At 67.9% G+C, this 26,222-nt stretch carries 23 protein-coding genes and 1 pseudogene; 11 read left to right on the top strand and 13 right to left on the bottom strand.

All coding sequences use genetic code 11. The features are described 5' to 3' along the window. Nucleotides 1-443 precede the first annotated feature (443 nt). From ACWDVB_RS37545 to ACWDVB_RS37535, 3 genes are all read right to left on the bottom strand, one after another. Complete coding sequence (locus ACWDVB_RS37545; protein ID WP_451519958.1) at nt 444-854, bottom strand: hypothetical protein; 411 nt, start codon at nt 852-854, stop codon at nt 444-446. Beyond that, nucleotides 851-1,114 carry a hypothetical protein gene (locus ACWDVB_RS37540; protein ID WP_451519959.1) on the bottom strand — a complete coding sequence of 88 codons (264 nt, stop codon included), beginning with the start codon at nt 1,112-1,114 and terminating at the stop codon, nt 851-853. The genes ACWDVB_RS37545 and ACWDVB_RS37540 overlap by 4 nt, the downstream gene beginning before the upstream one ends. 158 nt (nt 1,115-1,272) lie before the next feature. Continuing rightward, nucleotides 1,273-2,559: a NucA/NucB deoxyribonuclease domain-containing protein gene (locus tag ACWDVB_RS37535; RefSeq protein WP_451519960.1), complete on the bottom strand. Its 1,287-nt coding sequence runs from the start codon at nt 2,557-2,559 to the stop codon at nt 1,273-1,275. A 231-nt stretch (nt 2,560-2,790) separates the two neighbouring features. Between ACWDVB_RS37535 and ACWDVB_RS37530 the strand changes: the two genes are divergently transcribed. Together ACWDVB_RS37530 and ACWDVB_RS37525 are read left to right on the top strand one after the other, a co-directional pair. Beyond that, the gene (locus ACWDVB_RS37530; protein WP_451519961.1) at nt 2,791-4,026 is read left to right on the top strand and encodes a hypothetical protein; all 1,236 of its coding nucleotides are present in this window, start codon (nt 2,791-2,793) and stop codon (nt 4,024-4,026) included. A gap of 1,068 nt (nt 4,027-5,094) precedes the next feature. Further along, nucleotides 5,095-5,517 carry an SgcJ/EcaC family oxidoreductase gene (locus tag ACWDVB_RS37525; protein WP_451519962.1) on the top strand — a complete coding sequence of 141 codons (423 nt, stop codon included), beginning with the start codon at nt 5,095-5,097 and terminating at the stop codon, nt 5,515-5,517. A gap of 1,030 nt (nt 5,518-6,547) precedes the next feature. On the opposite strand, the gene ACWDVB_RS37520 is transcribed toward ACWDVB_RS37525, so the two are convergent. The 6 genes and pseudogenes from ACWDVB_RS37520 to ACWDVB_RS37495 form a co-directional block, all read right to left on the bottom strand. Continuing rightward, nucleotides 6,548-7,477, bottom strand: coding sequence for a hypothetical protein (locus ACWDVB_RS37520; RefSeq protein ID WP_451519963.1), 930 nt, complete (start codon nt 7,475-7,477; stop codon nt 6,548-6,550). A gap of 27 nt (nt 7,478-7,504) precedes the next feature. Next, nucleotides 7,505-7,711, bottom strand: a pseudogene (locus tag ACWDVB_RS37515) (sigma factor-like helix-turn-helix DNA-binding protein); the annotation flags it as partial. A gap of 102 nt (nt 7,712-7,813) precedes the next feature. Beyond that, a complete protein-coding gene (locus tag ACWDVB_RS37510; protein WP_451612039.1) occupies nt 7,814-9,034 on the bottom strand; it encodes a ParB/RepB/Spo0J family partition protein in 1,221 nt (406 codons plus the stop codon). After that, entirely contained in the window at nt 9,031-10,191 is a 1,161-nt protein-coding gene (locus tag ACWDVB_RS37505) for a ParA family protein (RefSeq protein WP_451519753.1), read from the bottom strand. The genes ACWDVB_RS37510 and ACWDVB_RS37505 overlap by 4 nt, the downstream gene beginning before the upstream one ends. 536 nt (nt 10,192-10,727) lie before the next feature. Further along, a complete protein-coding gene (locus ACWDVB_RS37500) occupies nt 10,728-10,931 on the bottom strand; it encodes a hypothetical protein (RefSeq protein WP_451519752.1) in 204 nt (67 codons plus the stop codon). Further along, on the bottom strand, nt 10,928-11,149 hold the full coding sequence (locus tag ACWDVB_RS37495) for a hypothetical protein (RefSeq protein WP_451519751.1): 222 nt from the start codon (nt 11,147-11,149) through the stop codon (nt 10,928-10,930). The genes ACWDVB_RS37500 and ACWDVB_RS37495 overlap by 4 nt, the downstream gene beginning before the upstream one ends. Nucleotides 11,150-11,425: 276 nt before the next feature. On the opposite strand from ACWDVB_RS37495, the gene ACWDVB_RS37490 reads away from it, so the two are divergent. From ACWDVB_RS37490 to ACWDVB_RS37470, 5 genes are all read left to right on the top strand, one after another. Next, nucleotides 11,426-11,848: a peptidoglycan-binding domain-containing protein gene (locus ACWDVB_RS37490; protein WP_451519750.1), complete on the top strand. Its 423-nt coding sequence runs from the start codon at nt 11,426-11,428 to the stop codon at nt 11,846-11,848. 462 nt (nt 11,849-12,310) lie between these two features. Next, a complete protein-coding gene (locus ACWDVB_RS37485; protein ID WP_451519749.1) occupies nt 12,311-13,777 on the top strand; it encodes a site-specific integrase in 1,467 nt (488 codons plus the stop codon). After that, nucleotides 13,774-15,561 carry a hypothetical protein gene (locus ACWDVB_RS37480; protein ID WP_451519748.1) on the top strand — a complete coding sequence of 596 codons (1,788 nt, stop codon included), beginning with the start codon at nt 13,774-13,776 and terminating at the stop codon, nt 15,559-15,561. The genes ACWDVB_RS37485 and ACWDVB_RS37480 overlap by 4 nt, the downstream gene beginning before the upstream one ends. Further along, complete coding sequence (locus ACWDVB_RS37475) at nt 15,558-17,771, top strand: hypothetical protein (protein ID WP_451519747.1); 2,214 nt, start codon at nt 15,558-15,560, stop codon at nt 17,769-17,771. Before ACWDVB_RS37480 ends, ACWDVB_RS37475 begins: the two co-directional genes overlap by 4 nt. Continuing rightward, the gene (locus ACWDVB_RS37470) at nt 17,764-18,243 is read left to right on the top strand and encodes a hypothetical protein (protein ID WP_451519746.1); all 480 of its coding nucleotides are present in this window, start codon (nt 17,764-17,766) and stop codon (nt 18,241-18,243) included. Before ACWDVB_RS37475 ends, ACWDVB_RS37470 begins: the two co-directional genes overlap by 8 nt. Here ACWDVB_RS37470 and ACWDVB_RS37465 read toward each other — a convergent pair. Both ACWDVB_RS37465 and ACWDVB_RS37460 read right to left on the bottom strand, forming a co-directional pair. Continuing rightward, on the bottom strand, nt 18,240-18,551 hold the full coding sequence (locus ACWDVB_RS37465; protein WP_451519745.1) for a hypothetical protein: 312 nt from the start codon (nt 18,549-18,551) through the stop codon (nt 18,240-18,242). The genes ACWDVB_RS37470 and ACWDVB_RS37465 overlap by 4 nt on opposite strands. Then, nucleotides 18,548-19,291, bottom strand: a complete 744-nt coding sequence (locus ACWDVB_RS37460; protein ID WP_451519744.1) for a hypothetical protein — start codon at nt 19,289-19,291, stop codon at nt 18,548-18,550. Before ACWDVB_RS37460 ends, ACWDVB_RS37465 begins: the two co-directional genes overlap by 4 nt. Before the next feature lie 275 nt (nt 19,292-19,566). Here ACWDVB_RS37460 and ACWDVB_RS37455 point away from each other — a divergent pair, with 275 nt between their 5' ends. The 3 genes from ACWDVB_RS37455 to ACWDVB_RS37445 all read left to right on the top strand — a co-directional run bounded on the left by ACWDVB_RS37455 (nt 19,567) and on the right by ACWDVB_RS37445 (nt 23,546). Then, nucleotides 19,567-21,129: a relaxase domain-containing protein gene (locus ACWDVB_RS37455; protein WP_451519743.1), complete on the top strand. Its 1,563-nt coding sequence runs from the start codon at nt 19,567-19,569 to the stop codon at nt 21,127-21,129. A 389-nt stretch (nt 21,130-21,518) separates the two neighbouring features. After that, the gene (locus ACWDVB_RS37450; protein ID WP_451519742.1) at nt 21,519-22,523 is read left to right on the top strand and encodes a phosphoribosylglycinamide synthetase; all 1,005 of its coding nucleotides are present in this window, start codon (nt 21,519-21,521) and stop codon (nt 22,521-22,523) included. A 6-nt stretch (nt 22,524-22,529) separates the two neighbouring features. Beyond that, nucleotides 22,530-23,546, top strand: a complete 1,017-nt coding sequence (locus tag ACWDVB_RS37445; protein WP_451519741.1) for a helix-turn-helix domain-containing protein — start codon at nt 22,530-22,532, stop codon at nt 23,544-23,546. Here the strand turns inward: ACWDVB_RS37445 and ACWDVB_RS37440 are convergent. Then, nucleotides 23,537-23,779: a hypothetical protein gene (locus ACWDVB_RS37440; protein WP_451519740.1), complete on the bottom strand. Its 243-nt coding sequence runs from the start codon at nt 23,777-23,779 to the stop codon at nt 23,537-23,539. The genes ACWDVB_RS37445 and ACWDVB_RS37440 overlap by 10 nt on opposite strands. Nucleotides 23,780-23,823: 44 nt before the next feature. Further along, a complete protein-coding gene (locus tag ACWDVB_RS37435) occupies nt 23,824-25,107 on the bottom strand; it encodes an MFS transporter (protein ID WP_451519739.1) in 1,284 nt (427 codons plus the stop codon). Nucleotides 25,108-25,177: 70 nt separating this feature from the next. Between ACWDVB_RS37435 and ACWDVB_RS37430 the strand changes: the two genes are divergently transcribed. Continuing rightward, nucleotides 25,178-26,191: a GlxA family transcriptional regulator gene (locus ACWDVB_RS37430; RefSeq protein ID WP_451519738.1), complete on the top strand. Its 1,014-nt coding sequence runs from the start codon at nt 25,178-25,180 to the stop codon at nt 26,189-26,191. The last annotated feature ends 31 nt before the right edge of the window (nt 26,192-26,222 follow it).

The raw sequence follows: 26,222 nt of genomic DNA, 5'->3' as shown, positions 1-26,222 counted from the left end.
GAGCGCGCCGAACGCCCCCCGCCAGCTCGCTTGACGTATTCAGCCAGCAGTTGCTTCGCGCCGCTCTCCATGCCGGGGAGGTATGGGACCGACCATGCGAGCCGGGCCGTGGCCCCGCGACTATCCCATCGATCTGTTTGACGCGATCTACTTCGAAGAAGACGCGGCCTAACGGCTGACGCGGTGGTCCTGCGACCTTGCGCAGGGTCCCCTCGGTCCGCGCTTGTGACTGCGGAACGAGGAAGTCGTTCGCAGGGCATGGAGGTCGGCCTCCTCGTGGGTGCCCCGGACGGCTCAGGGACGCGGGCGGTGGTGAGGTCGGAGGTCCCCGGCGGGCCGTGCCAGGGCGCATCCGCCTCTCCGGTCGAACCGGCCGGTGAGAGACGGCCCGGGGACGTCATGGCCTCGTGGTCCCGGGGCCGTCTCGCTGCGGTGACCTGACCTCATGGCTGTCTTTGTGGCCGGAGGGGGACGACGTTCGGTGCTGGCAGCTGCAACTGCTGCCGGAGCGTTTCGTTCTCGGCGGTGAGCTGATTGAGCGCGCGGACGAGCGCGGGTACGTCCTCGCGCAGGCGGGCGAGTTCCTCGTTCTTGTTCGCGAGGGTTTCCTTCAGCTGGACAATCTTCGCCCGGAGGCGGGCTTCGGTGTCCGGGACTGCGCCTCGCTCCTTGACGTGCGTGTTGAACTCGTTGCGCAGGTCGGGGTGCCTCTGAGTGAGGGCGTTGCGGGGAACCTGGGCCTCGATGGCGAGGGCGACGATGGTCAGTGCGCCGCTGGAGTGTTCGGGACGGCCGGCCAAAATGCGCTGCATGGCCGCACGGATGCGGTCGCGCTCGTCGTGCGCTGGGCTCATGGGCAGGGCTCCTGGCTGGTGATGCGGGTGCGGTCATGGGCGTCGGCGAGACTGCGGAGCCGGTCGGCTGTGGTCAGCAGACGGCTGCCGATCGGCTGGGGTTGATGGAGTGCCTGCTGGGTGAAGCGGTCGGCCCGGGCGCGGAGTTGGTGGGCGTGAGCGTCGGTGCGGACCATGTTGCCGCAGCCGACGACACAGCGGTCGAGGGCCGGCGAGTGCGCCGTCGCGGACAAGCGGCTCGAAACGGCGGCTACAACCATCGCGGCTCTCCACCACGGCACCACCCAGCTCCACCGCGAGGTTGCCGTTGCCGGCGACTGCGTCAGTCTCTTGAGACGAGCATGGGCGTAGGCTTCGGCGGCATCGCTCACCGGCCAAGGGCTCCCTCCCCGGGCACCCGGGGAGGGAGGCCTGCCGCCTAGGGGGTGATGGCCACCTGATACGCCTCACCTTGGAGGATGCGCTCGGACTTAACCTGACGGCCTACGGACCGCCCCGCGTTCTGGTTCTGGTCTGAGGGGACATGGGCCCTGATGCAGGGTGCGACCGGTTCGTCGCGTACGACGTCGACCCGCCATGCGCCGCCGCCTACGTAGCGGGGGGTGATCTCCGCGCACATGGAACCGATCGTGCCGCCCTGGCGGGTCCTGGCGAAGGGGAACTCGTCACATTCATCATTCACGACGGTCGGGTCGGCTACGAAGGGCTTCGGGGGAGCCTTGCAGGTGTAGTAACTCCTGCTCTGCGCCCTCGCCTTGTCACCGTCACGCGTGAGCGGCCTTTTTGCGGTGCCCATGGCGTTGTTGTCGCTCAGGTTGTTCTGCGCCCATTCGTAGGCCACTGCGGAGGCCCCGTACTGGGACTTGCTGAGGACCACCCTGGCCAGGCTATCGGTGGCGATGCAGCCGGGGGTGTTGCCGACCAGACCGTCACAGGCCACCGCGGGGCCCGCCCACTGCCCATAGCTGATGACGGGGTACTCCGCGTCGGGGCTCTCCGTCTGGCTCTGGTAGGCGATCGTGCTGCGCGAGCGCTCGCCGCCGCCCCGGGTAGTGGTCTCGTAGGAGAGGTGTCCGCTCTGGTCTTCCTCACCCGCGCGCAGCTCGATGGCCCCGCCGCCCCAGGCGGGCGGCCCCGGTATGCACGCGGTGCACGACGACGACAGAGCGAGTCTCACAGCGGAGACACGGTCGTAGTTGCCTGCGAAGACGGCGATGTTCTCCTGCCACCGCACGCTGTTGGGGTCCACTGCGGACCGGGCCGTGACCAGGAGTTCGGCGGTGCCGATCGTCTCCCCCGCGCGGTTCTCAAGCAGGTACACGATGGCGTGCCGCATGCAGTAGGCGTGGCGGTTGGCGACGACATCCTGGCGTTTTTTGGAGGTGCACAGCGCCTCCGGGCTGGCATCCGGGTTGTCCGCGGGGTCGACGTCATCCCGGGGAGCGGCGGCGACTTTGGGGACAGAGGTGGTGCTGGTGCGGATACGGGCGAGATCCCGTGCGGTAATGGGCCGCTCCTTGGTGCAAATCCGTGCCGCGCCCTGGCGTGCGAGTTTGGAGCCGGGGGTGGTGGCCGTGCAGGTGCCGTGGCTCTCGGGGGCCGCCGATAGTGGTGCGGCGGCGGCCGGTGAGATGCCCAGAGCCAGGAGAACTGCGGTCAGGGCGAGCGAGACTGTCGTCGCGAGCAGCCGTCTGACGTGTATCAAAGGGTGGTCCCCCTATTCGGTGGCGTACGGGTCCGTTAGGGATGGAACCGGTCCGGCAGCCGTGTGCGCCAGAGGCGGAACAAGCCCTTCCGATCACCTTTGGCTCATTGCGGGGTCACACCCCCACCCTCTGTGGCCACTACGTTCACCCCTTGACCTGACACACACGACCAGAGGGAAAGGGCAACGATGCGCCCCATAAGACCCGTCAGCCGCATAGGCAGAGGACTCATGGCCTGTGCGGCCTCGGTCGCTGTCGCCACCGTGGGCCTCGCCGTCTCACCGGCATCGGCCTCACCGGCGAAGCCCGCTGCAGCCCCGCAGGTCAAACCCGGCGACGTCTGCACGGCGGCCGACCTCGGCACACGCCGCCCGTACGTCAAGACGACCGAAGTCACCCCTGAGATCACCCACTTCAAGGGCTGGTACGTCACCCAGGGCACCACCGGTTACCAGAGCGTCACCACCAGCACCCAGACCACGATCTCGGTCTCCGTCGGCCTCAACGGCAACGTCCAGGGCAGCTTCGCCGTCGAGACCCTCGGCACCGTCGGCGCGAGCCTGGGCCTGAACGTTCAGGTAAACTACTCCTCCACCAGCAGCGAGTCGAACACGGTCACGTGGAATTTCTCCCGCCCCGGCTACTACGGCGTCTACAAGGGCACGAAGAAGGTCACCGGCACCTATGGAAGCCTCAACTGCAACCGCACCCAACAGGGCGACGGCAGTTGGGCGCTGAGGTGGATCGAGGGGCCCGGCAGCGGCAGCTTCACCACCTACACCACCCTTGAGGAAGGCGCGGTGCGCTGTGAGGACGCGGTGCCGGCCAACAGCATCATGGCCAAGGCAAAGGGCCTCCTCGACTGCGGCTCACCGGCCGCGAAGGTCAAGCATCCCGCGGGTGCGGTGGCCCCGACAGAGAAGCAGACGCAAGAGAGCCTCATGCACCGCCAGGCTCCCACCAGCGGCACGTCTGTCGAACAGCCCAAACCCACCGGGCGTACCACGCAAGCCGACCTGACCTGCCAGGCCGGCGCCTACAAAATCGACGTCCCCGGCAAGCCCCTGAACTGGAGCGCACCGGCCCTAACCAACGACGGCATCCGCCTGCGCAAATCCAACTTCACCAGCGCCCACCTCGATAACTGGCGTCTATGCAACGTCGTGGAGAACAACGGAGTCCTCGAGGCGACCCTGTGGAACTGGGGCAACGGGCAATGCGCAGTCATCCCGGCAAACATCGCCAACCAGGAGCGGGCCTACCTGACGACGGCCGCGTGTGCAGAGGACGACCTCCAGCGGTTCTACATCTACCGCGACGTACCCGGCAGCTCGAGGATCGGTGTGCAGAACAAGTACACCGGCTCCATGCTGGGTTACGACCGGTACGCGGACGGGGAGTTCATCCGCCAGTACTCCAGCGGCAGGCAGGACGGTACGGGTACGTACACCCTGACCGGAGTCTGACGGCCCCCTCACCGTAAGCGGGGCCCCACACGTCCCCGCGCATGGCCCGGCGTGTGATGACCTCCGCGCCATCCTGAAAGCGTGTGCAGGGCGCATTGACGTCTTGGCCTAGCAGCTCCGTGCCTCGACGGGCCTTCCCACCAGCGACTTGTCTCCGGGTGAAAAGAGGACTACAGGGGCTATGCCGACCTCACCTCAAGTACTGCATGCTTGGAACACTGCCTCTTCGCCAGTCCCGTCACCGAAACCCCGGGGCGGTACCGATCACCGCCCTGCGGCATTCCGCCGCGCTGGTGACCGCTGCTGGCATCCCCAACCCTGATGAAGGCACGCCCGCGACCTGGGCAGCCTGACATGCACTAGTGATACAGAACGGCCCGTACTCCCCCCGAGAAGTGCAGCGGGGGAGTACGGGCCGTTCTGTGTTTCGGGACCCATACACGGCAGGCTGAGCTCTTAATAGGCCGAGCACGGTCTTGAGCATCTTCACCGAGCGTCGAGACGAACTGGCCGATCCGATGCGTGAGGCTTCCGTCTGATCAAGGACTGGCCGTGCGGTACGGAGGCCTGACTTCTGCAACGAGTGCGAGCCCGAGGGCCATCGCTGGAAACAATTGTTTCCAAAACGTTCGACCAGACCGAACAGAGGGGCTGCTGCGTGTGGGCAGGCCGCCTCTCAAGATCGTTTGCCTAATTGGACAAGAACGATCTTGAAGGGCCTTGGCGGGGCAGGTGTCCCCTCTCAACGAACCCAGTCGTCTCAGCGGCTCAAGATCGACTGGGTTCGTTGAGACAGGACAGCGGGGACCCGCCCTGACGGGCCTGCCCTCACTGTCCCGTCTCTGATGGTCTCGTCCCGGTCTCACTTGATCTGGTCCGCTCTGCTTTCGGTCTCAATCGACCTGGCCGTCCAGCCCTCGTCGTGCTCCGTGAGACACCCATCGCTGGCCGACCACAACGGACGAAGCCGCGCGGTTTCGCGGTCATCTGCGGATCGGGATCCCCTCACTACCCGCGAAGCGGATCGGGATTTGACCTCAACTTAACTAGAGGTTCTAGGTTTTCGCCATGGACACCTCGAACTCCACTCTTCCCACCAACGACATCGACAAGAAGCGGATTCGCGAGCTCGTCGTGCGGACCGAGGAGGCGCAGACCGACCCGGACGCGCTGCCGGCGCTGCATACCTCCGACCTTGTGCTCATCAACTTCGGCGGGAGGCGCCTCTTCGGGCGTGAGACCTTCACTTCGGCCATGGCCGACGCCCTCTCCTCCCCGCTCAAGGACATCCGGACTGCATTGGAGGTCAACGACATCCGATTCGCCACGCCCGACGTCGCCATCGTGAGCCTGACCAAGACGATCCATGACGAACGATCCGAGGCGGAGGACTCATCCCAGCTCCCCTTGACCGGCGTGTTGACCTATGTCATGACCCGCGCGGGCGACGACTGGCGCATCGCCCTGGCGCAGACGACACCGATCCTCTGAGCGTCAGATGACAACGACCGGCGAACAAACCACGGTTCGTGACGAAGCAGGACGTCCGTCCGGCACGCGGATCGAGCTGGTCACATATCCCGACCAGGCGGAGTACCAGTTCGCCACTGCGAGACCGAACCAGATCACCTGAGACACCAGCTGTCATCCATGGATGCGAAACCAGATCGACTGAGATTTCCGGCAACCCTGCGTCTCAGTCGACTTGGTCGCCGCAGGTCACAGCCTCACCCGCAAGCCAGATCTTCTGCGACAGGACACTCACCGTCCCCGGAGGCCGGCACGGCTCAAGGCTTGCGCCTCCGGGGGGCGTCCGCCGCTCGCCACGCCGGCATGAGCCTTTGAACCCCCACGCACGTCCCTCATAGGGCCGGAGTGAGGGAGCTCCGCATCCGTCCAGGAGGGACCTCTCGGGTGTGGCCTGCTGAAATTTTCGGCCCGGTGCTGCAGTCGCGTGACCACGACGGGATCAACCCTGTCGCAGCGGCTGAGAGCGGCCTCCACCACGGCCTCACCCTGGACGTCCTCCGGCGCGATGACGCACAGCAGTGCGCGGGTCTCAAGGATGTGGCCCAGGTTCTCGGCGAGCGCGGAGAACGCTTCGTCGGACACGGCCGTGGCGACCTCGCCCATAGCCCCTCCCCTGGGAACTGCGTACGGGACGCCGCCAGTGCAGCACGTTCGCGAACAACGGCGGAGCGCTGGCGTCATCACGGCGCAGATTGACCGAGTCGGTTCGAGACGTGAGCGGCTGTGCCTGATCAGCGAACGTCGGCAGACTCGCCCATGTCCCGGTCCCGGTCTCGTGTCGTCGGCCGGGTCCGCTGCAAGCCGATGGTGCAACACGTCTTCCGCGTGAGTTCTGCCAGGTCGAGGGTGCAACGGTACTCACGAATCGCTGCCCGTGTTGTTGCCGGACGCTGCCGCGCCGTTCTGGCCGTGCTCAGCGAGGTCCTCCGGGATGAAACGGGAGTAACTCTCGCGCAGGTCCTGCGTGCCCCGGTTGTCAGTGCCTCGTAGTTCAGCAGGCGCTGTGCGACCACCAGGCCGACCGCCTCGCGGCCGCAGCGTGCCGCGCATGAGCCCGCTGATGGCGGCCGCGGCTTTCATGCTGCTCGCTCTCGGCGAGCTGGCCGGTGCGACGGTCGCGATGAAGACCGCCGGGCGCTGCGGGCGCCGACTGCCCCAGGCAGAAGCCCTGATCGCACTCGCCTCGATGGCCGCCTACGGACTCCAGGCCGGCAGCCAACAGGGTTGCGGTGTTGAACAGGCCCGAGGCTGTACCAGCAATCTCGGGCGAGACCTTGGCGAGCGACATGTCGGCGAGCGGTCCGCCGACCATGCCGAGGCCGAAGCCGAGCAGCAGGACCGGATTCGGCATCTCCCTGCGCCACCAGCAGCGCAGGAAGGACGACTCCCCGCTCGTGGCACTGTCCCTCTTCCGGAGCGCGCAGTTCTCCGGAGGCCTGTCCGCGCAGATGACTGTCCGCATTGGTTTGCCGACAGGAGCGGCGGGCGTGCCCGCTGTCAGGCGGTGTGTTCCTCTGCGGCGATCCTTCGACCTCGGCGCTGTCGGTGTCGGCGGCTCGGATGCCGTAGCCGCGGTGGACGACCATGAGCACGCGCTGACCGCCCTTGTGTTCTTCTCCGTCACCGGCGGCTCGCCCGACGGCGCGGTCAACCGCGAGGCATTCGGGGCAAGCATGGCGAAGCACCACAGCTGCCAGTGGTGGGTATGGCCCTCAGTGAGCGGGAAGATGATCAGGACCATGGCCAGTGCGGACAGCAGCAGGCCGGTGAGGTCGAGCCGGTCGGACTTCTGCGCGGTCGACTCGGGGATGAACTTGCGCCCGAGGATGGTCACAGCAAGCCCGACGGGCACACTGATCAGGAAGATCGGCCGCCAACCCAGTCCGAACAGGTCGGCCTCGGTGAGCACGCTGCCCAGCACCGGCCCCAGGACGCTGGCGAGCGACAGCTAGGACTCTTCCTGGTCACGGCCGAAGCTGAGGACCTTGTCCTCGCGCAGCCGGCGCAGGGAGCGCCAGATGCTGGACTTCACCGTGCCCATTCTGATGTTGAGGATGTCTGCGATCTCGGGGTCGGTGTGCCCCTTGTAGTAGCGGAGCACGAGCACCGTCCGCTGCAGTTCGGGGAGGCGGGCCAGGGCCTGCCAGAAGAGAGCTGAGGCGAATGCGCGGAACATGAAGGCCCGGCCTCCACTTACTTGCGAGAGGCCGGGCCTTCATGCGTTCTTTGTTGTCCGCGGACAACAAGAGGCTCCAGGCTAGTCATCCTGCGCTTGCAGCAGCCACACCAGCTTGGCGCGGTTCTCAGCAGACATGTGCTTTCGCAGCTGCCGATCGAACCACAATGGGTTACCCCACGGCAGGTCCCTCACCGTCTCAGTGCGTGACTGGTGAGGAAGCGTCTCGGTTGTGTTGTCCGCGGACAACACAACCGAGGCTAGACCGTCGGGCTCGCCGGGGAGAACTTGCGTGTTGTCCGTGGACAACACGCGAGCGACAGTGGCCGCAACTTCGTCCCGGGGGGCATCGGACCTCGGCTTGCCCGAGGAAGGAGCAGACGTGTTGTCCGTGGACAACGTTGGCTTCGACACCTCCTCCCCACCAGCCTTCCCTGCGGACGAGTCCCTGGGCTTGGCTGTGGTGTTGTCCGCGGACAACACGGGGAGGTCCGGCCCACCGCTGGCGCGCGCTTCTTTCGCCGCCTGGAGTATGGCCTTCTGCTCGGCCTTCTCTTGAGCCTCGGCCTCTTTCACGGCTTTGAGGTGGGCGATGAGGTCGGCAGCTTCCAGACCTGGATGTTCCTTGCTGTGGCGGGCGAGCGTACGCCCATCGCGCTCCGCCATATCGCCCGAGCTGAGCATGACCTGAATCTCTGAAGGGAGTTCCAGCAACGCCAGCTGGTTCGTGATCCAGGAGCGGTCCTTCCCGAGACGCGCGGCAGCACGCGCGCGGGCCCCCTTCTCGGACTGCTCCGCGCAGGTGCTCACGAGCTCCTGGACGCCACGGGCACGCTCTATGACGTCGAAGTCCTCGCGCTCCAGGTTCTCCTTCAGGAGATGGTTTACGAACTCCTCCCGGGAGGACGCCAGATCGTCGCGCACGACGAAGTCCAGCGCTTCCAGGCCCACATGCACCGCGCTGCGATACCGGCGCTCACCGTTGACCAGAACGTGCTGCGCCGTACCGATACGGGAGGCGTGGTCGGGCCACAGCGCGAGATAGGCATCCCGGGTGACCGCTACGCAGGCAGAGAGCTGTGCCAGGCGGAGCTCTTCACCGAAATGGGCCTTGTCCTCATCCGATCCGAAGTTGCGGCGCGGGTTGAGGGGGGTGGGGGAGACCTCGTCCAAGTGCAGTCGCACGAGTTCGTAGGCGGGCACGTCGCCCTGGGCCACGGCCTTGGCCCGGCCTCGGGCGCTGCGTCCGCGGGGCACATTGCCGAACGATGATCCTGTGCCGAGCTTGTCCGCGACGCTCATCGGCTGATCCCTCGGGCGATGGTGCGCATGAGTTCGGCCTGCTCACAGTCCGGATCGTAGGCCAGCAGAGGCTGCTTGAGCCGCACCGCCTCGCGCTGTTCCTTGCGTTCGGGCATAACGGCGATGACGGGCGGATCACCGATCTGCTTCCAGCTGTCGAGGGAGGAGGTGGCGATGTATCCCTTGCGGCTGTCGTACATGTTGACCACAAATCCAAGCTTGGTGATCTCGACTTCCATGTCCTCGGACAGATCCTGAATCTGGTCGAAGAGCATGTCGTAGGCGTCGGCGGAAGAGTCCTCTGCGAGCACCGGGATGACTACGCCAGAGGAGTCCTTGTCCTCTCCGTCGCGGGTGCGCCCGTAGTAGAGCGCGGTATCCATGGAAAAGCCCAGACTCGGAGGACAGTCGACGACGATGTAGTCGAACTCCTTCTCCAGCGGCTCCAGGGCCTTCTCCAGCGCTGTCTCCTTGATGCGGATGTTGCGGCTGGTGGCAAGCTTGGCATCCAGCAGGAACGCATCCTTGCACGCGGGCAGCAGGAACAGCCGGCCGCCGAAGACGCCGTCCTCTATCGGGACGAGGAGCTCGCGGACCTGTCCTTTGGCCTCCCCCAGCATGTACTTGGCCAGGCTCGGGCTGTCGATCTCGAACATGTCGTATCCGAGCTGACGTGTCATGTGGCCCTGCGGATCGAAGTCGATCAGAAGGACCCGGTGGCCTGCCTCAGCGAGAGCTTGCGCCGTGCCGGCCGACGTGGCGGTTTTACCCACGCCGCCCTTCTGGTTGCCGAAAACGATCCGGCGGGCTCCGGTGGGTCGGGGCACACGGCCGGATGCGGGCGACGGGTGGCTGTCGATCCAGAGGCGGATTGCCTGGGCGAGGCCTTGATTGAAGGGGAGGTTTCGGGACTTGCAGTCGGCCTTGAAGTGCCCGTAGAGGCCGGTCGGCACGTAGGTGGAGAAGGAGGTGCCGCCCGAGGTGTCGACTTGTGGGTGCGGGGACGAGCCGGTGCGCCAGGCATGAATGCCTTCGGTCACCGCGTCCTTGATATCCACGCCCAACTCGGCCGCGCGGATCTTGAGTTCCTGACGCAAAGCAGCAGGAAGCTTGGCGACTACCTTTTCCCGGTCGTCTGGGGCGTATGGGGCGCTCATGCGGGTACCTTACTAACCATTGCCGGTGTGGCAAAGAACGCTGTGGGCGCGTCGCATAGTTGACATCACATCAGCAAGGCGCCCCGAAACAGCTCCCTGACAGGACCGCTCGATGCGTAACGCGACGTCAGCCCGGCGGTGCTCAAGCTGCCTGGCAGCGGCTTCCCGTGACCACGTTCGCTACGTGCGACATACAGCCCATTCCGACAGGGGAGAAGTCCCCTTCCCAGCACACAGCGCAACGGACGGGGAAATGCTGCTGCGGCCTGGGGAGCCCGGCCGCGAGGCTGCCGGGATGACCACGCAGCGGATGCCGTTCCCAGTCCCGGATGAGCGAGCCCACCTCTTCGTCGACAGCTACGCGACATGCATGACCTCGTTGAGGACCTAGTCGTGCCCGACGGCGTTCTCGAGGCCGCGGCGACGGTAGTGCGCACGGCCCGCTGCTGCGCCAGTCGTACTACTGCTACGAGTTCTCCACCGTGGCGGTCATGCACTCGCTGATCGTGGTGGAGATAGTGCTGCGCGACCGGATCTCAGACGCGGGCAAGAAGCCGGTGCACGGGCAGCAACTCGGTGACGTAGGACTTGCTGTGCGGGTTGGCGTCCGGCAGGCCGCGGGCGGGCGCGGGGGTGGGGCCGTCCTCCAGCGCGCGGCGCACGGACTCGACGGCGGCCTGCTCGCTGCGGGACAGCTCCCGTCGGATCTTCTCGGCGTCGCTGTAGAACGCCTGGCTCACCCGGCGGCCTCTTCCAGCTTGCGCCCGGGCTCGTCCTGGACGTGGGTGCGGCCCGACACGGCCTCCGTGGGCACGGACGGTTCGTCCCCGCTTCGCAGAGGGAGGGCGCAGGGCGGCGCCGTCTCCACCACGGACTGGGAGGAGGCATTTGCGACGGTGGCACTGAGAGGGACGCCCGGGGTCTCCTGCCAGGACGAGGCCTGTGTGGCATCTGGCACGGCAGCGCTTGATGTCCAACTGGTGCGGTACACCAAGGGTTGCAGCGGCTTTCGGCTGTACCGCGAGAGTTGAGACCACCCTCCATCGCCGGGTTGACGCTCCTCGGCTGCGAGCGTCCTACGTTACTGACCACACCGGGGCGAACCCGCCCGTAGCACGACGACGCGGGTGATCTGCCCAGATCAGGTGTCACGGGGGCAACAGGTCTCATTGGCACGAGCTCCGGCTGCACGATGCCGACCACTGACAGGAAAGAGAGAGCTATGCGACCTGCTTTGACAAGGGCACTCATCAGCGCAACCGCCGTCGTCGGGCTCGCCGCCGGGGGCCTCGCGGGAGCGAGCGTCAGTTCCGCGGCGCCCGCGTCGGACGCCAAGCCCGCCGTGGTCACCCAGGACGTCTCGGCCCAGTACAACAACCTCGGTCTGGACAAGGAGCGGGCCCAGAACTGGCAGCGCTGGCTGAAGCGCCTGGGCCAGAACCCGGGGGAGATCGACGGGAAGCTGGGCACCAACAGCTGGAAGGCCGCGCAGCGGGAGTTCGGGTTCCGGGGCGCCGACGTCGACGGGGTCGTCGGGCCCAAGACCATCAAGGGGCTGCAGAAGCACCTGAACTACTGGGGCGGCTACGGGCTTGCCGAGGACGGTAAATTCGGGCCCAAGACCAAGTCCGCTTTCTGGCAGTGGAACGCCTCCTGAGTCGCGTCTGAGCATCCGCAGGTGTGGCCGGGCAGCCGAGGGGCCGCCCGGCCACACCTGCTCGTACGAGGTGCTCGCGAGAATCATCGTTGACACCCCTCTCGACGGCGGCCTCGTCGAGCATCTGCATGCTTGCAAGAAGGTCACCACTGACGGAGAGACCTTTCAGCGGTTCACCGGGCAGCACCTGGACGGTGTCAAGACCGCCACCGCGGTCATCGCCTGCACAGCCACCATCTACTGCACGCGCTGGATCGACCGGGTCGGCCGGGCCTGCCCGCAGCTGAAGCGCCACCTGGGACGGTGCGGGCTGCGACCAAGACGGCCATGCACGCACGAGAGCCCGCCACCGTGGTGGCGGGCTCGTCGGTGTCGACGGGACGACGATGGTCTACGGCCCGGTCACTTCCGTGTACGTTCCGCGTGTTACAGCAGGTCGTGTTGTGATTATGGAGCGTCTTTGTGGTCGATGAGTGGCAGCTGTTCTGGACGGACAGAGGCGGCAGGCCCGCGGATCTTTCGATGGTCGGTGCTGGTGATCTGGAAGACCGTGAGCGTCGGTTGGGGATCCGGCAGCGGCAGCCGATCCTGGTGTCTCCCGAGGGCCGTGTTGATGCCCGGCTGAGTGAGTTCTTCCGTCGCCCGCCGTTCGTGGGGAAGGCGCCGGGTACGCAGGAGTCGTACGCGCTGGACTACCGCTTGTTCTTCACGTTTCTGTGGCGGTCGGGCCTGACCTGGGACCACGCGACGGCGGAGGACCTGGAGGACTGGGAGGACTGGCGGCTTCGAGCCGAGGACAACGATGCCCCGATCGGCGGCGCGAAGTGGGGGCGGGAGCTCGCGGCCCTGCGGATGCTCTACGACTGGGCGACGGCACGGCGATACGTCGCGGTGAACCCGGTGCGTCTGCGCTCGGTCCGTACGCGGGACGGCGCGATGGCGGAGATCCCGGAGCTGGCCCCGGCGGACGTGCGGACATCGGATGTGAAGTGGCTGACGCCGCGGGCCTGGAAGCTGTGGAGGGACGTCGGCCTGCGGGGAATGCAGCCGGACGGGACCGAAGATCCGGCCTGGCGGGGCCGCAACGACGGACGGGACGCGGCGTTCGCCGACCTGCTCTACGGCAGCGGCCTGCGACGCCGGGAGGCGGGGACACTGCTGGAGTCCGAGTTGCCCTCGCTCGGCGACCAGCGGTTCTACGCGGCACGTCTGGCGGCTGCTGCGGCCAAACGTGCCGGCCGCTACTTCTACGTCAGCCACGCTGGCCTGCGGGCGGTGAGTGACTACCGGCTGACCACGCGGGCTCTGGCAGTGAGCCAGGCTCAGAAGGCGGGCGCCTACGAGCGGCTGGACGGGATTCGGGTCGCCGAGGAGGTCACCCGGCGGGGTGAAGTCCGCTGGAGCGACCCAGGCGGCCGCACGGGACGGGTCGGGCTGAACGAACTCGACGACCGGCAGCGACTGCGGCTGTTCGTCCGGGGCCCGCAGGGCCTGGAGCCCGCGATGTTGTGGCTGACCGAGTCCGGAATGCCCCGCCGCTACCGGGGCTGGAGCAACCTGTTCGCCCGCGCCAACCGCCGGTGCGAGGCGCTGGGCCTGGAGCTGTTCGCCACGCCGCACATGGCCCGCCACTCGTTCGCGCTGCGCATGCTGGTGTCGCTGCACTACGCGATGGACCGCCGGATGGGGCTCAGCCCGGACCAGCGGCGTCACTACGAGGAGATCTACGGCGGTGTCTGGTCGATGGTCAAGGACCTCCTTGGCCACCGGTCGGAGGAGACCACGCGGGCGATTTACCTGGAGCCCGTCCGCGGGCTGCAACTCGAAAGCCTGCTCCTGGGCCAGGACGACAGCGAGACCGCTGAGATGCTGGCGCTGATCGCCGAACGCACCGGCCTGGTCCTCGACGTCCCCGAGGCGGTGGCATGAGCGGGCGGGGCCGCAGAGCCGCGCTGCCGGTCCAGCGGCACCAGCGCCCGCCGAACCTGTCCACTGACGGACTGGCCGTTCACCCACGCGGACCACGCGGGGAGGACCTGGGCCGGTTCGACTTCGGGCAGTGTCCAGGACCGGAGGACTTCCGCCGTGAACTGGCAGCGGCTTTCGGGAAGTTGGCCGGGCGCGAGTGGAACGCGGCGGCGACTTTGCACAGCCGGGCCAAGCTGATGCGGCACTTCCTGCGGTGGGCCGCAGACTGCACCCCGCCCCTCACCGACGTCGGGCAGATCACACCCGCTGTCTGGAACGAATGGATCCTGCCCGGCGACTACCGATGGCGGCTGAAGCGGCTGCTGCTGGCGACGGAGTCGCTGCCGTCGGCCACACGGACAAGGCTGGCCCTCTTCCGCAGCGGCGCCCCGCAGCCCGGGCCTGCCCGGACCTACTCAGCGGACGAGTTCGAGGCGATCAAGGCGGCGGCGGCCCGCACCCTCCGCGGAGCGCAACTGCGCATCGAGGAGAACACCCGGCTCCTTGAGCGCTGGCGGGCCGGAGACATCACCTCGGACTGCTCTGAGGGACAGACGGCGGCCGTCCTCGATGAGCTCAGCCGGACCGGCCGCTTGCCCTGGCAGCCCTCGCCTCGCGGACACCGCCACCTGCACGAACCGGTCCGCACGGTGGTCGAGCGGGCGGGCGGGGCGGCGGCGATGACGGCCTTGCTGTTCCCCACCTGCTCGGAGATGGGTGCCGCCGCCGTGCTGCTGGTCTGCCACGAGGGATGGAACCTCTCCGTCCTGCAGAAGATGCGGATCCCGGGTCCGTCGCCGAACGCGGACGCCGGGGAAGGAGCCGAGGTGATCCACCGGATCGCAACGGACAAACCCCGCCGCGGAGCCCGCCGCCGGCACGCGAGCAACAACCTGGTCGACCTGGGCGAGGGCACAGCGGGCCGGGTCATCCGCCGCATCCTCCACATCACCCAGCCGCTTCGCACCCTGCTGGAGAACCTGGGCACACCGAACGACCGGCTGCTGCTGGCCTGGTCGCAATACGGACTGATCCCGGCCGACAACTGGGACGGGCAGACCCTGCCCTACTTCATCCGCACTTGGTCGCAGGGCCTGGCCCTGACCCGCGACGGCCGTCCGCTCTCTGCGCAGGTACTGCGCAACACCGCGCAGGGCCTCTACGGACGGCCGCGCAACAACACCCAGCGCACGCACGACGACGTCTACCTCATGCGCAACCCGCACATCCGTGAGGCGTCCGCCGAGGTGGTGGCCGCCGGACTCCATGCGGCAGTCGAGCACGCATACACACAGGTCAGGATGCGCGTCGTGACACCCCCATCGAGCGGTGAGAGCGCGGAAGCCGTGGCCGCCGCCTCCGGCCTGACGCCTGCCACGGCTCTCGACGTCATCGGCGGAGGACTCGACACCCCCGTCGGCGCCTGCACCGACTTCGAACACAGCCCGTTCACCGCGTCCGGGCCCTGCGCGGTGTCGTTCCTGATGTGTTTCGCCTGCCCCAACGCGGTGGCCACCGGCCGCCACCTGCCCCGCATCGCCTATCTGCACCAAGCCCTCGGCGCGGTCCGCACCACGGTCACGCGGGAGGTCTGGGCCGCGGACTGGGCAGAGCACTTCGCCCGCGTCTCCGCGCTGGTCGAGGACCACACCACCGAGCACAGCCGCCGCCAGTTCCTGGCGGAGCTGACGGACGACGACCGCACCCTGATCGACCGCATGCTGGAAAGGCGCCTCGACCCGTGACCCATCCGCTCCATCAGCCCGACATCGCGCTCGTCAACCCCATGCCGGACACTCCCGTCTTCGCCCTGGACAGGGTCCGGCCCGGAGCAACTCTCGCCGACATCCCGCGCTTCGCCGACCCCGTCTGGAAGCTGGCGGCCCTCGCCCACGGTGAGGCGACGACGACTCTCAGCGTCGTCTGGGGGACGGTCCCCGAGCTATTGCGTCCAGGCCTCATGAGGGCGGGCTGGGCCCTGCTCAACTTCCCCACTCCGCAACCGCTGCTGGTCGGCTCCCGATCCAACACCCGGGAACGCCCGGCCATCCCCACCCTCACCAGGGTGCTCAGATCCTGGGGCGACTTCGCCCGCTGGCTCGGTTCCCGCGCAGCCCGCTCGCTGAATGAGATCACGCCCGAGCTCATGGCGGAGTACGCCACTGTCCGCGGGGAGCAAGGGACCTGCCGCACGGTGATCATGCACGAGCTGTTCTCGATCACCCGGCTCTGGGCCTTCGCGCCGTTCCTGCTGCCCGAGGACCGCATCCCCATGCCGCCCTGGGAGAACCCGGAAGGCGGCGGAACCGGCGCCTATGCCGACGGGCTCAAGCAGTGGCAGCGCGACGGCGAGAACACCACCGCCCCCATCCACCCGTCTGTCATGTCACCGCTGCTGGTCTGGGCCCTGCGCACTGTCACCGGCCTTGCCCCCGACATCCTGGCGGCCCGCGCGGAGATGCGCAGCTTCCTCAACAACACCCCCACCAGCGCCCAACCCGGCGGCCAGGACAAGATCCGCGCCTACCTCCAGCAGCTGGACGAGACCGGCCAGCCGGTCCCCGGCTTCAACAACCTCAGAATCCAGACCATCCGGCAGTCCCACCAGCACCGCACGGACTCGGCTCCACCTCCGCTACCCGTCCACAACCAGTACATCGCAGGCCTGCTCGGCGTGTCCGTGCGCCAGGTCAACCAGCGCATCGGCGTCAACATGCAGGCATTTCCCCGGCTCGCCACCGGCGACGGCACCCCGCTGTCCACCGACATCACCGGCCACATCGACGGCCGCCCATGGCGAGGCACGATCGACTTCGAGGAAGTCCAGGACCTGACCGAACACCTGATGACCGCGGCTCTGATCGTCATCGCCTACCTCTCCGGCGTCCGGCCCCAAGAGGTTCTGCAACTGGAACGGGGCTGCTGCACCACCGAGCACCGGCCCGACGGCACCGTCCGCCACCGCATCACCGGGCGCCACTTCAAGACCGTCACCGACCAGCGAGGGAACCACATCCCCCAGGGCGCCGCGCGCGAGCACCCGTGGACAGTCATCGCTCCCGTTCAACAAGCCGTCACCGTCCTGGAAGACCTGACGGACGGCCGACTCCTGTTCCCGCGCTCGCTGTCCAAGTGCTACAAACCCCGCTCCTACCTCGGCTCAGCACTCACCCCGGCCCTGGCCATCTCCCGCATCCGCCGGTTCACCGCCTGGGCCAACGACCTTGCCCGGCACCACGAACGCGACCACGAACTCATCCCGGACGATCCCGAAGGCGCCATCACTCTGCGGCGCTTCCGTCGCACCATCGCGTGGTTCATCGTCCGCCGGCCTTCCGGCCGCATCGCTCTGGGAATCCAGTACGGCCACGTCAGCGCCTCCCTCGCGGACGGATACGGCGGCCGATCAACCACAGACATGCTCCAGCTCCTGGATCTGGAACAGGCCCTGGCGACCGCGGAAACCCTCGCTGCGGCTGCCGAACGCCTCACCACCGGTGAAGGAGTCAGCGGCCCGGCCGCCGGCCGCTACATCGCCGCAGCCAACGAGTTCCAGAACACCTACACCGGCGGCTTCCTCACCAAACGGCAGCACAAAGCGCTCATTGCCAATCCTCGCCTTCAGGTCTTCGACCACCCGGAATCGTTCCTGACCTGCAACTACGACCCTCACACGGCGCTCTGCAACCCCACGCGAGGGAAGGCCGACGCCGCTGCCCAACGCACCCCGAGCCACAGCCGCTGCCAGAGCGCCTGCCCGAACATCTCCCGGACCGACGCCCACATGGACCTCGTCGCGGCAGAGGCCGATCAGATCACTGCCGAAATCGGCGACGGGCTCCTCCCGCACCCCATCAGACGGCGTCTTGAGCAGCGACGGCAGTCACTCAACGCCCTGATCACAGTCCACCGGGCCAGCCGCGTCACCAGCACCCCCGAGGGCACCCATGCCTGACACCACACCACCGTCCCTCGCCGAGACCATCGGCACCGCCCTCACGATCGCCGCCGAGGCCGCGGGCGGCGGGAATGTCGAGGAACGCGCCGAGGTCCGCGCGATCATCGACGCCGTGATCCGTCTCCTGGCCGGCGTTCCCCTGCACTCCGACGGACAGCTCACGGTCAAGTCGCTAGCCACAGAAGCCCAGCTCAAGCGCCACAAACTGACGCACAAGCACACCGGACTCAAGGACCTCTTCTATGCTCTCGTCCGCTCTCAGGACCACCGACCGCAGATCGCGCAACGACTCACCGAGGACAACGAGCGACTCCGAGAACAGCTCGCCTCCCTGCGACAGGAACACCGAGAACTCAAGGAACGCCTCGCCACCTTCGCCCGAGTGAACCAAGTCCTGGAAGTCGAGAACGCCCAGCTGCGACAAGCACAGCCGGGCGTCGTCCGGGCCTTCCCCCAACGTCAGAACTAGGCAGACAGAAGCACCCGCGCAACACGCCCAGACTGGACACGGAACGCGATCAGCCACAGAACCAGGCACGCGTCGAGCTCCTGCGAGTACCGGTACACCACGCTGATCCCGCGGCCGCCACTCTGCTCGGGCAGCAACTCGATGACGTAGGACTCGCTGCGCAGGTTGGCGTCCGGCAGGCCGCGGGCGGGCGCGGGGGTGGGGTCATCCTCCAGCGCGCGGCGCACGGACTCCACGGCAGCCTGCTCGCTGCGGGACAGCTCCCGCCGGATCTTCTCGGCGGCGTCGCTGTAGAACGCGTGGCTCACCCGGCGGCCTCGTCCAGCTTGCGGCGGAGCTCGTCCTCGACGTCGTCGGTGGTGCGGGCGAGCGCGGCCATGCCCTGCGGGTCATACCGAAGCTGGACGCGGTGGCGGTAGGCCTGAGTGAGCTCGCGCACCGTCGTGAGGTCGTCGAGGTTGAGGGCGTCGAGCTCCTGCTCGAACCGCTGGCGGTCTCCAGGGAATCCCCACGTGCTGAGCGCTTCGCGCAGCTCGGCGAGCGTGCCCATGGCCGGGTGGAAACCGGCCCGGTCGGCCGGATGGTCGGGCTGTGCGGTCACGGTGACCTCCTCCTCGCTCGGTGTCGACGCTACTCGCCTACCGCCCGGACGCGGTACGTCCCGGCGGAATCCGCACACCCTGATACCCAGGACCGAGGCCGCGCCGCTCGCGCCGGCGCCGGAGCGGGGCCGGTGGCGCGACGAGCTGCTCCTGGTGTTCGTCCTCGTTGGGGTCGGCGGCTGCTGTTCGCCGGGCGGAAGGCCGAGGCGCTCGCGGAACTGGGCCGGCTGCTGCCCGATGGCGAACAGGGCCGCGGCGGCATCGGGGTGCGCGGCCGCCAGGGTGAACGCGGTCGTCTCCATTGACTGGACCGCGTCCTCGACGGCGTCCAAACTCCAGTTGCCCGGCGGGGTGCTGGCGGCGTCGTGCAGCTCGCACGCGGCATCGGCCAGGGCTTCGGCACGTGCGGCGACACCCGGCGGCGCACCGGTGGGCAACAGATCCATCTCATGGCCGCCCTGGAGCAGTCCGTACAGCGCGCGCAGGAGAGCCGCGGCGAGGGCGGCGGGAGGCGACCGTGCACGAGATGAAGCCGAAGAAGACCGCGAAGAAGACAGCCGCCAAGAAGACGACGAGGAAGGCCCCAGCTACGAAGCCGGCGGCCAGGAAACGCGGCGCCTGACCCTCTTCTGCACCGGCACAGGCGGCTATACGCGTGTGCTGATGAAGCATCACGTCGGCAGGGCGGGCCGTGTCCCGCCCTGCCGTCCAGGCTGTCAGCGTGGACTCCGTCGCTGTCACCGTCGACGTGATCTGCGGCTTCACGCCGTCACCCCAGGCTAAGTGGCGGTACTTCCCGCTCCTGCACGACCCCTGCCTCGTTGCCAACCGTGTGCAGCGCAGGGGCGACGACGGCGAGCCGGTGTGGGGCGCGCTGGACACGACCCGGCTCTACCGGAAGGTGGTGGCGGCCGGGACGCTCTACACCCTCACGATGACGACCGAGGTGTGTGAGGAGCTGGGACTGGCGACGGTGCTCCGGGAGGTGACGCCGGGCCTGCGCCCGGTGATGGAGATAGCCGGTTGCGACTCCGAGCTCATCGACTGGTCCTCCACCCGCCGTCAGCGCATCGAGGACGTCCTGGAGGGCCTCACCTACAAGTACGCACAGAAACACGGGCGGCTGCCCGGCGAGCACGCTCGCCATGGCCTGGGCTGGTGGGCAGCGCAGGACACCCGCCCTGAGCAGAAGACCCCGCGCCCGTTGAAGCAGCTGATCGCATGGTGGCGGGCGTCCGCGCTGCTGAAGTTCGGCAAGCAGATGGTCCACGGGCTCCTTCAGCGCTGTCGCACAGCGGGTGCGGCGATCCGGGCCCGGGTGGATCCGCACGTGGACGCCGTCCTGGCCGCCGTCGATGTCGCCGCGGTCATCTCCACCGTCCGAGGCAAGTTCGCCCGCCGCCACGTCCTGGCCGAAGCCCGCCGACATCTGCTGGAGACCCTGCGCGGGCAGGAGTTCACGCGCGGCCTGGACGACTACATCGCCACTCGCACCCTGTCCGACTACTCCCGCCAGTCCACCGTTCCCCAGCCCGGCCGCCGAACCCCGGCCGCCGACCAGGTCTTCTACAAAGCCGACTTCGCCGAGCCTGACAGATGGTGGATCGTCGGCGCCGACGGCGAGCCGCCGCGCGAGTCGAGCCGGTACGAGCGGGCCAGGGTCGCCAGCCTCGCCGTGCGGAACGCGATCCGTGCCGCACGGCCCGCACACGCCGCACAGGACGACGCCCCGGCTGTGACCGCATCAGACGCGGCGCAGGCCGACGATCAACACCGCGACCAGCCGTCAGACGCGCCGCACTCCGTCGATCACCCGGACCGGGACGCCGCGCTCATCCCGGCGCAGCGGGCCGCCGCCATCCACGCCCACCAGCAGGCCGCGATGCCGCAGGAGTACCTGGAGGGCCGGACGACCGACCCGGCGACGTGGCTGCGGACACCGGAGAACCTGGAACGGCTCGCCGCCTTCACCCACGTGGCCAACGCCCGCCGCCGCACCATCGAGAAGGGAGAGATCCCGGCACCGGCCGCCGACCCGGCCGGGCCGGTCGATCGGCGCCGCCAGGAGCACGAGCCGACGGCCTCGCTGATGGCCATACCGCGAGGTCACCGAGCTGGACGCAGCCACGGCGAAACTCTGGTCAGCGAGCGGTTCCTGGCAGGGCAGACCGAGCAGGCATGGGTGCCTGACGGTGCTGACCAATTCGGTGGTGACCTGGACGAGCGAGTAATACGGTCTGGCCATCACCCAGATGCGCTCCGAGGGCCGTGCGGTCGACGATGAACTGCTCGCTCACATCTCCCCAGCGCACAGCGAGAACGTCAACGACCACGGCACGAGCAACGTCGAGGTCGACACTGAGCTCGCCAAGCTCGACCCGACCGCTGCGGACACGGCGGCCGGAGCGCACGTAGGGGAGCGGCGGGAAATTCCCGGAGAGCGTCGGGAAGGTCGGTGATGCTGCGCTGGAGCTGCCAGCTGCCAGCTGCGGGCCCGGCGCAGACGGCTCGGAAGTCGGAGATAGACAGATTAGTTAATCTTGAAATGCAGGTGCCGCGCCGCCGCATTTGGCGCCCCCTTCTTCACTGGTTGCGGGGAGTCAGCTGTCTTGCGGGTACCTGAGGGAACAGGAGAGGAAGCCGCCGGGAAGGCGGCGGCGCATAGTGTGGGCCATGTCTGCACCCCGCTCGAAAAGTTCGAAGAACAGACTGCTATTGGTGATGCCTTATCACCAACTCGCCAGGAAGGCGGCCGAGGCGGGCTTTCGCGTCTGGTCTTTGTGGGACCCCCAGATCCCTGAGGCCGACTTCCTGTCGCAGGTCGCGGATGCTTCTGAGGAACTGCTTCACACCAGTTTCGCGGACGAGGCGAGACTGCGACAGCTGGTGACCCAGATCTCACATCAGCACAACCTCGGGACCGTGCTGCACTGTGGCAGCGGGCCATCCGTGCTGCCGGTCGTCGAGGAAGCGTGGCATCTTGGGCTGTCTCCGAATCCACCCGAGGCGCTCAGGCGGCTCCGGAAAGCCGATGAGCCATCAGTGGAGGCACCTCGGCTGACTGTGCAGACGTTTACTGTGGGCGGCTGTCACCATGTCGTGGGCATGGCTACTCAGCGCACCAGTGGTCCACCGGACTTCGCGGTGACGGGGTATCTATTCCCCGCACCGCTGTTGAACCTGGAGCGGGAGACGGTCGAACAGTTGGTCTGCGGGTTGCTGCGGGCGAGCGGCTACCGCTTCGGGCCGGCTCACACCGAGGTAGCGCTCACCGCTGACGGGCCGCGGGTGGTGTGCTGCCAGCCTCGGCTAAGCCCCGATCGCATCCCGCTGCTGATGCAAGTCGCTACCGGGTTCGACTGTGAGGCAGCGCTCTTCGACGCGCTCCTTGGTGAAGCTCCGCGGTTGCGGCCCGCGCACCAGTACGCCGAGATCGGTTTCTTCCCGCTGCCTGAAGGTCGGCTGCTGACCTATGCGGGGACGGAGGACATCGCCGTCACCCCCTGGGTGCGCGGTGCGCGCTTCCCGTACACCGTCCACGACTGGATCCCGCCCGCCACAGATCCCCGCTCGCGGCGCGCATACGTGGTGGTGGAAGGCGACTCGCCGGAAATCACGAGGGAGCGGGTCCGCCAGGCACGGGCCGACCTCGTCACCGACATCCGTTCGGAGGGATGAACGGCCATGAACAGCGGAAGTAACTCCCTGAATGTCCTCGGCATGGACACAGCGTGCGAAGCCGTCTACCGGCGGCTCCTGGCGCTTTCCGGGGAGAGTCAGCAAGGGCTGGCCGACAGCCTGGGGCTGTCTGACCGGGCGCTGAGCGTGGCCTTGGAGCGCTTGCGGGTACTGGGATTCGTACGCCCGGCCGCCGAGCCCCCGCATCAGCTGCATGCCGTCAGCCCACACCTGGGCATGGAAATCCTTCTCTCCCGGCAGGAGGCTGAGCTGGGCGCGCGTCAGCAGCGGCTACGGGAGGGTCGGGCTGCGGCAGCACGGCTGCTCGGTGAGTTTCCGCCACCCGGGGGCAGCGTGCCGCAGGGCGGTGTGGAATTCCTCGACGGGCTCGACAGCATCCGGGATTTCCTGGAGATCCTCAACTCCGAGGTCGGTGAGGAGATGCTGGCCTTCGCGCCCGGAGGCGCGCAGACCGGCGCGAACATGCGCGCTTCTCGTCCGCTGAACCGACGGCTCCTCGAGCGCGGGGTACGGATGCGCACCGTCTATCTCGAAAGTCTGCGACGCGACCGTGCCAGCGTGGCCCACGCCGAGTGGCTCACTCTGCACGGCGGAGAGGTACGGACCACGTCGGCCCTCCCCAACCGCATGATCATCTGCGACCGGAGAGTGGCCCTCGTCGCGGTGGACAGTGAACACACCGGAGCGGGTGCCGTCGTCCTGCGGACCCGCGGGTTGGTCGAGACGTTGTGCGCGCTCTTCGACGAAACCTGGCGACGAGCCGACCCCCTCGGAGCACCACAGCGCAGGGACACTACGGGGTTCACGCCGCAGCAGGCGGAGGCGTTGCGGCTGCTCTCCCAGGGCCACACCGACCAGGCTGTCGGCAAGCGGCTCGGCGTCTCGCCGCGTACGGCCCGGCGCACCGCCGCCGAGGTCATGGCCCGGCTGGACGCGCGCAGCCGCTTCCAGGCCGGGGTGCTTGCCGCGCAGCGCGGACATCTGCCCCGGTCCTACACCTGAGCACGGCGTCCACGAGCGACGATCTGGGCCCCCGCGCCGGACACGACGCGGACCTGGAGCGCACCGCAGGAGCAGCGCAGCCAGACCGTGGTGCCGACCGAGGTGCGGTGCCGGGAAAGGACCCGGAAGTCCTCATGTCCATCGGCTCCGCAGTAGGTGCACAGCGGCTTCTTCGGCGGCTGAGAAGTCTGTGGAGTCGGGACGGCCGTGGAGCCGGTGAGGATCTGCGTCATGGCGGAACTCTCCTGTGGCTTCGGGGACAGTGCGTCGGCACGTATTAGGCGGTACGCGGGACGCGTACGACCAAGGCCATCAGGGCCGCGACGAGGCAGACCGCGCTCAGCGTGGTCCACACCACGTCGTACGTGCCGAACAAGTCGCGGGCGGTGGCACCGAGGAAGGCCGAGGCTCCCGCGCCCAGTTGGTGGGCAGAGTTCGTCCAGCCGAAGACGATGGGGCCGTCCTCGCCGTAGACGCGACTGGTGAGTGCGATGACCGGTGGGACGGTCGCGACATCGACGAGGCCGTAGACAACCACGAAGACGATCATTGAGGGCGTGACCGTGGAGGACAACACCATCGGCAGCACGAGCAGTGTGAGCGCGCGGATCGCGAAGTAGGCGGTCAGTAGGCGGCGAGGGTCGAAGCGGTCGGTGAGCCAGCCGGAGAAGACCGCACCCAGGGCGGAGAAGATGCCGATCAGTGACAACATCGAGGCCGCGGCCGTGACCTGCATGCCATGGTCGTGGGCGGCGGGAGCCCAGTTGCTCCACATGATGCCGTTGGTGGAGGCGCCGCAGATGATGAACATGCCGGCCAGCAGCCAGAACGGGCCGGTGCGCGCGGCGCTGAAGAGCACCCTCACCGTGCGCCGGGCCGCTCCGGACGCGGGCGCGGGCTTGGCCACGAACTCCGTTGCCCCGTAAGGTTTCACGCCCGCGTCGGCCGGGTGGTCGCGCAGCAGCAGGAACACCAGGGCGGCCACCGCCAGCGCCACGAAGGCCAGCGTCACCACCGGCGGCTGCCAGCCGAAGCGGTCGACGGCCCACGCGAGCAGCGGCAGGAAGAGCAGCTGGCCCAGGTGGCTGGAGGAGCTGAGCGCGCCGGTGACCAGTCCGCGGCGCTTGTCGAACCAGCTGCCGGTAACGCTGGCGGCGAAGGTCATGGTCAGGCAGCCGCTGCCGAGACCGATCAGTACGCCCCAGTACGCGACCAGCTGCCAGGGCTGTGTCATGACGCTGGTGAGCAGTGCTCCCGTGGTGATGAGCAGCAGCGCGCCTACGACCACGCGGCGGATTCCGACCCGGTCCATCAGAGCCGCCGCGAAGGGGGCGGTGAGACCGAAGAGCACCATGTTCACCGAAGCAGCCAGGGCGATCTGGCCGCGGTCCCAGGAGTAATTCTCATGCAACGGCGTCACCAGCAGGCCGGGGACGGTGGTGAAGGCGCCAGCCGTGACAATGGCCGCGCCCGAGACGACGGCGATCGCCCAGGCTCGGTGGAAGCGGGGCCCCGGGGCGCGCTGTGTGGTGCTCGGTGAGGTCTGTGTCAGCTGAGCCATGCCTCAAGCCTGGTGGGAGAGTCTCACCAAAACGAGGGTCTAGATGGCCCATGTGCGCAAGGATACGGCCATGCCTGTCTTCTCTCACTCCGGACGGCACCACGTCGCCGTCCTTGCCCGCCAGGTCTTGCTCCCCATTGAGCTTGGCATCGTGCACCAGCTGTTCGGACAGGCCAAAGAGGGCGCGTCGGCGGACGGAGAGCGGCTGTACGAGGTCGCCACCTGCACGTTGCGGGCCGGCGATGTGCGTACGGACGGTGACTTCACCGTCTGTGTCCCGCACGGCCCCGAGGCGCTGGCCGAGGCGGACACCGTGATCGTTCTGTCGTCGTACGAGGACTACGTGCAGGACACCCCGGAGCTTCCGGCCCCACTCGCCGAGGCTTTCGCCCGCATCCCCCCTGGCACCCGGATGGCTTCGATCTGCACCGGTGCTTTCGTACTCGCCTCCGCCGGGCTGCTCGACGGGCACACCGCGACGACGCACTGGCGCTACACCGACCTGTTCTCCAGGTTGTTCCCGCAGGTCGACCTGGACCCGGATGTGCTCTACACCGACGCAGGGAACGTGCTGACTTCGGCGGGCTGCGCCTCCGGAATCGACCTGTGCCTGCACCTAATCCGGCGTGACCATGGAACGGCCGTCGCCAATGACGTCGCCCGCCGCACCGTCGTACCGCCGCACCGTGAGGGCGGCCAAGTCCAGTACATCCGCCGCCCCGTGCCCGCTCTTTCGGCGCCCGCCACATCGGCCGCCCGCGAGTGGGCGCTGCAGCGCCTGAAAGAGCCCATCACTCTGGGGCAGCTGGCAGCCAGGGAAGCGATGAGCGTGCGGAACTTCAACCGACGTTTCCGCGACGAGGTCGGCATGACGCCGATGAACTGGCTGATCCAGCAGCGCCTCGAACGCGCTAGAGAGTTGCTGGAGGAATCGGATTTGCCCGTTGACCAAGTCGCCGCGCAGGCAGGACTCGGTACGGCGGCCAACTTGCGTCAGCACTTCCACGCGGCGTTGGGCATTTCACCGAGTGCCTACCGCGCCACGTTCCGCGGTCCCGGAGGTCTGCGGCCTGCGTACACATGACGAGGCGCGGGGCGGCTCCACTGGAGCCGCC

Source organism: Streptomyces sp. NPDC003379 (assembly GCF_053589195.1).
This window is presented reverse-complemented; position numbering and strand designations above follow the sequence as displayed.

What these genes read in the sequence shown, in the direction of transcription:
- ACWDVB_RS37545 (WP_451519958.1), bottom strand. Translation starts at nt 854, where the DNA reads ATGAGCCCAGCGCACGACGAGCGCGACCGCATCCGTGCGGCCATGCAG.
- ACWDVB_RS37540 (WP_451519959.1), bottom strand. Translation starts at nt 1,114, where the DNA reads ATGGTTGTAGCCGCCGTTTCGAGCCGCTTGTCCGCGACGGCGCACTCG.
- ACWDVB_RS37530 (WP_451519961.1), top strand. Translation starts at nt 2,791, where the DNA reads ATGGCCTGTGCGGCCTCGGTCGCTGTCGCCACCGTGGGCCTCGCCGTC.
- ACWDVB_RS37525 (WP_451519962.1), top strand. Translation starts at nt 5,095, where the DNA reads ATGGACACCTCGAACTCCACTCTTCCCACCAACGACATCGACAAGAAG.
- ACWDVB_RS37510 (WP_451612039.1), bottom strand. Translation starts at nt 9,034, where the DNA reads ATGAGCGTCGCGGACAAGCTCGGCACAGGATCATCGTTCGGCAATGTG.
- ACWDVB_RS37505 (WP_451519753.1), bottom strand. Translation starts at nt 10,191, where the DNA reads ATGAGCGCCCCATACGCCCCAGACGACCGGGAAAAGGTAGTCGCCAAG.
- ACWDVB_RS37480 (WP_451519748.1), top strand. Translation starts at nt 13,774, where the DNA reads ATGAGCGGGCGGGGCCGCAGAGCCGCGCTGCCGGTCCAGCGGCACCAG.
- ACWDVB_RS37470 (WP_451519746.1), top strand. Translation starts at nt 17,764, where the DNA reads ATGCCTGACACCACACCACCGTCCCTCGCCGAGACCATCGGCACCGCC.
- ACWDVB_RS37460 (WP_451519744.1), bottom strand. Translation starts at nt 19,291, where the DNA reads ATGGATCTGTTGCCCACCGGTGCGCCGCCGGGTGTCGCCGCACGTGCC.
- ACWDVB_RS37450 (WP_451519742.1), top strand. Translation starts at nt 21,519, where the DNA reads ATGTCTGCACCCCGCTCGAAAAGTTCGAAGAACAGACTGCTATTGGTG.
- ACWDVB_RS37445 (WP_451519741.1), top strand. Translation starts at nt 22,530, where the DNA reads ATGAACAGCGGAAGTAACTCCCTGAATGTCCTCGGCATGGACACAGCG.
- ACWDVB_RS37440 (WP_451519740.1), bottom strand. Translation starts at nt 23,779, where the DNA reads ATGACGCAGATCCTCACCGGCTCCACGGCCGTCCCGACTCCACAGACT.
- ACWDVB_RS37435 (WP_451519739.1), bottom strand. Translation starts at nt 25,107, where the DNA reads ATGGCTCAGCTGACACAGACCTCACCGAGCACCACACAGCGCGCCCCG.
- ACWDVB_RS37430 (WP_451519738.1), top strand. Translation starts at nt 25,178, where the DNA reads ATGCCTGTCTTCTCTCACTCCGGACGGCACCACGTCGCCGTCCTTGCC.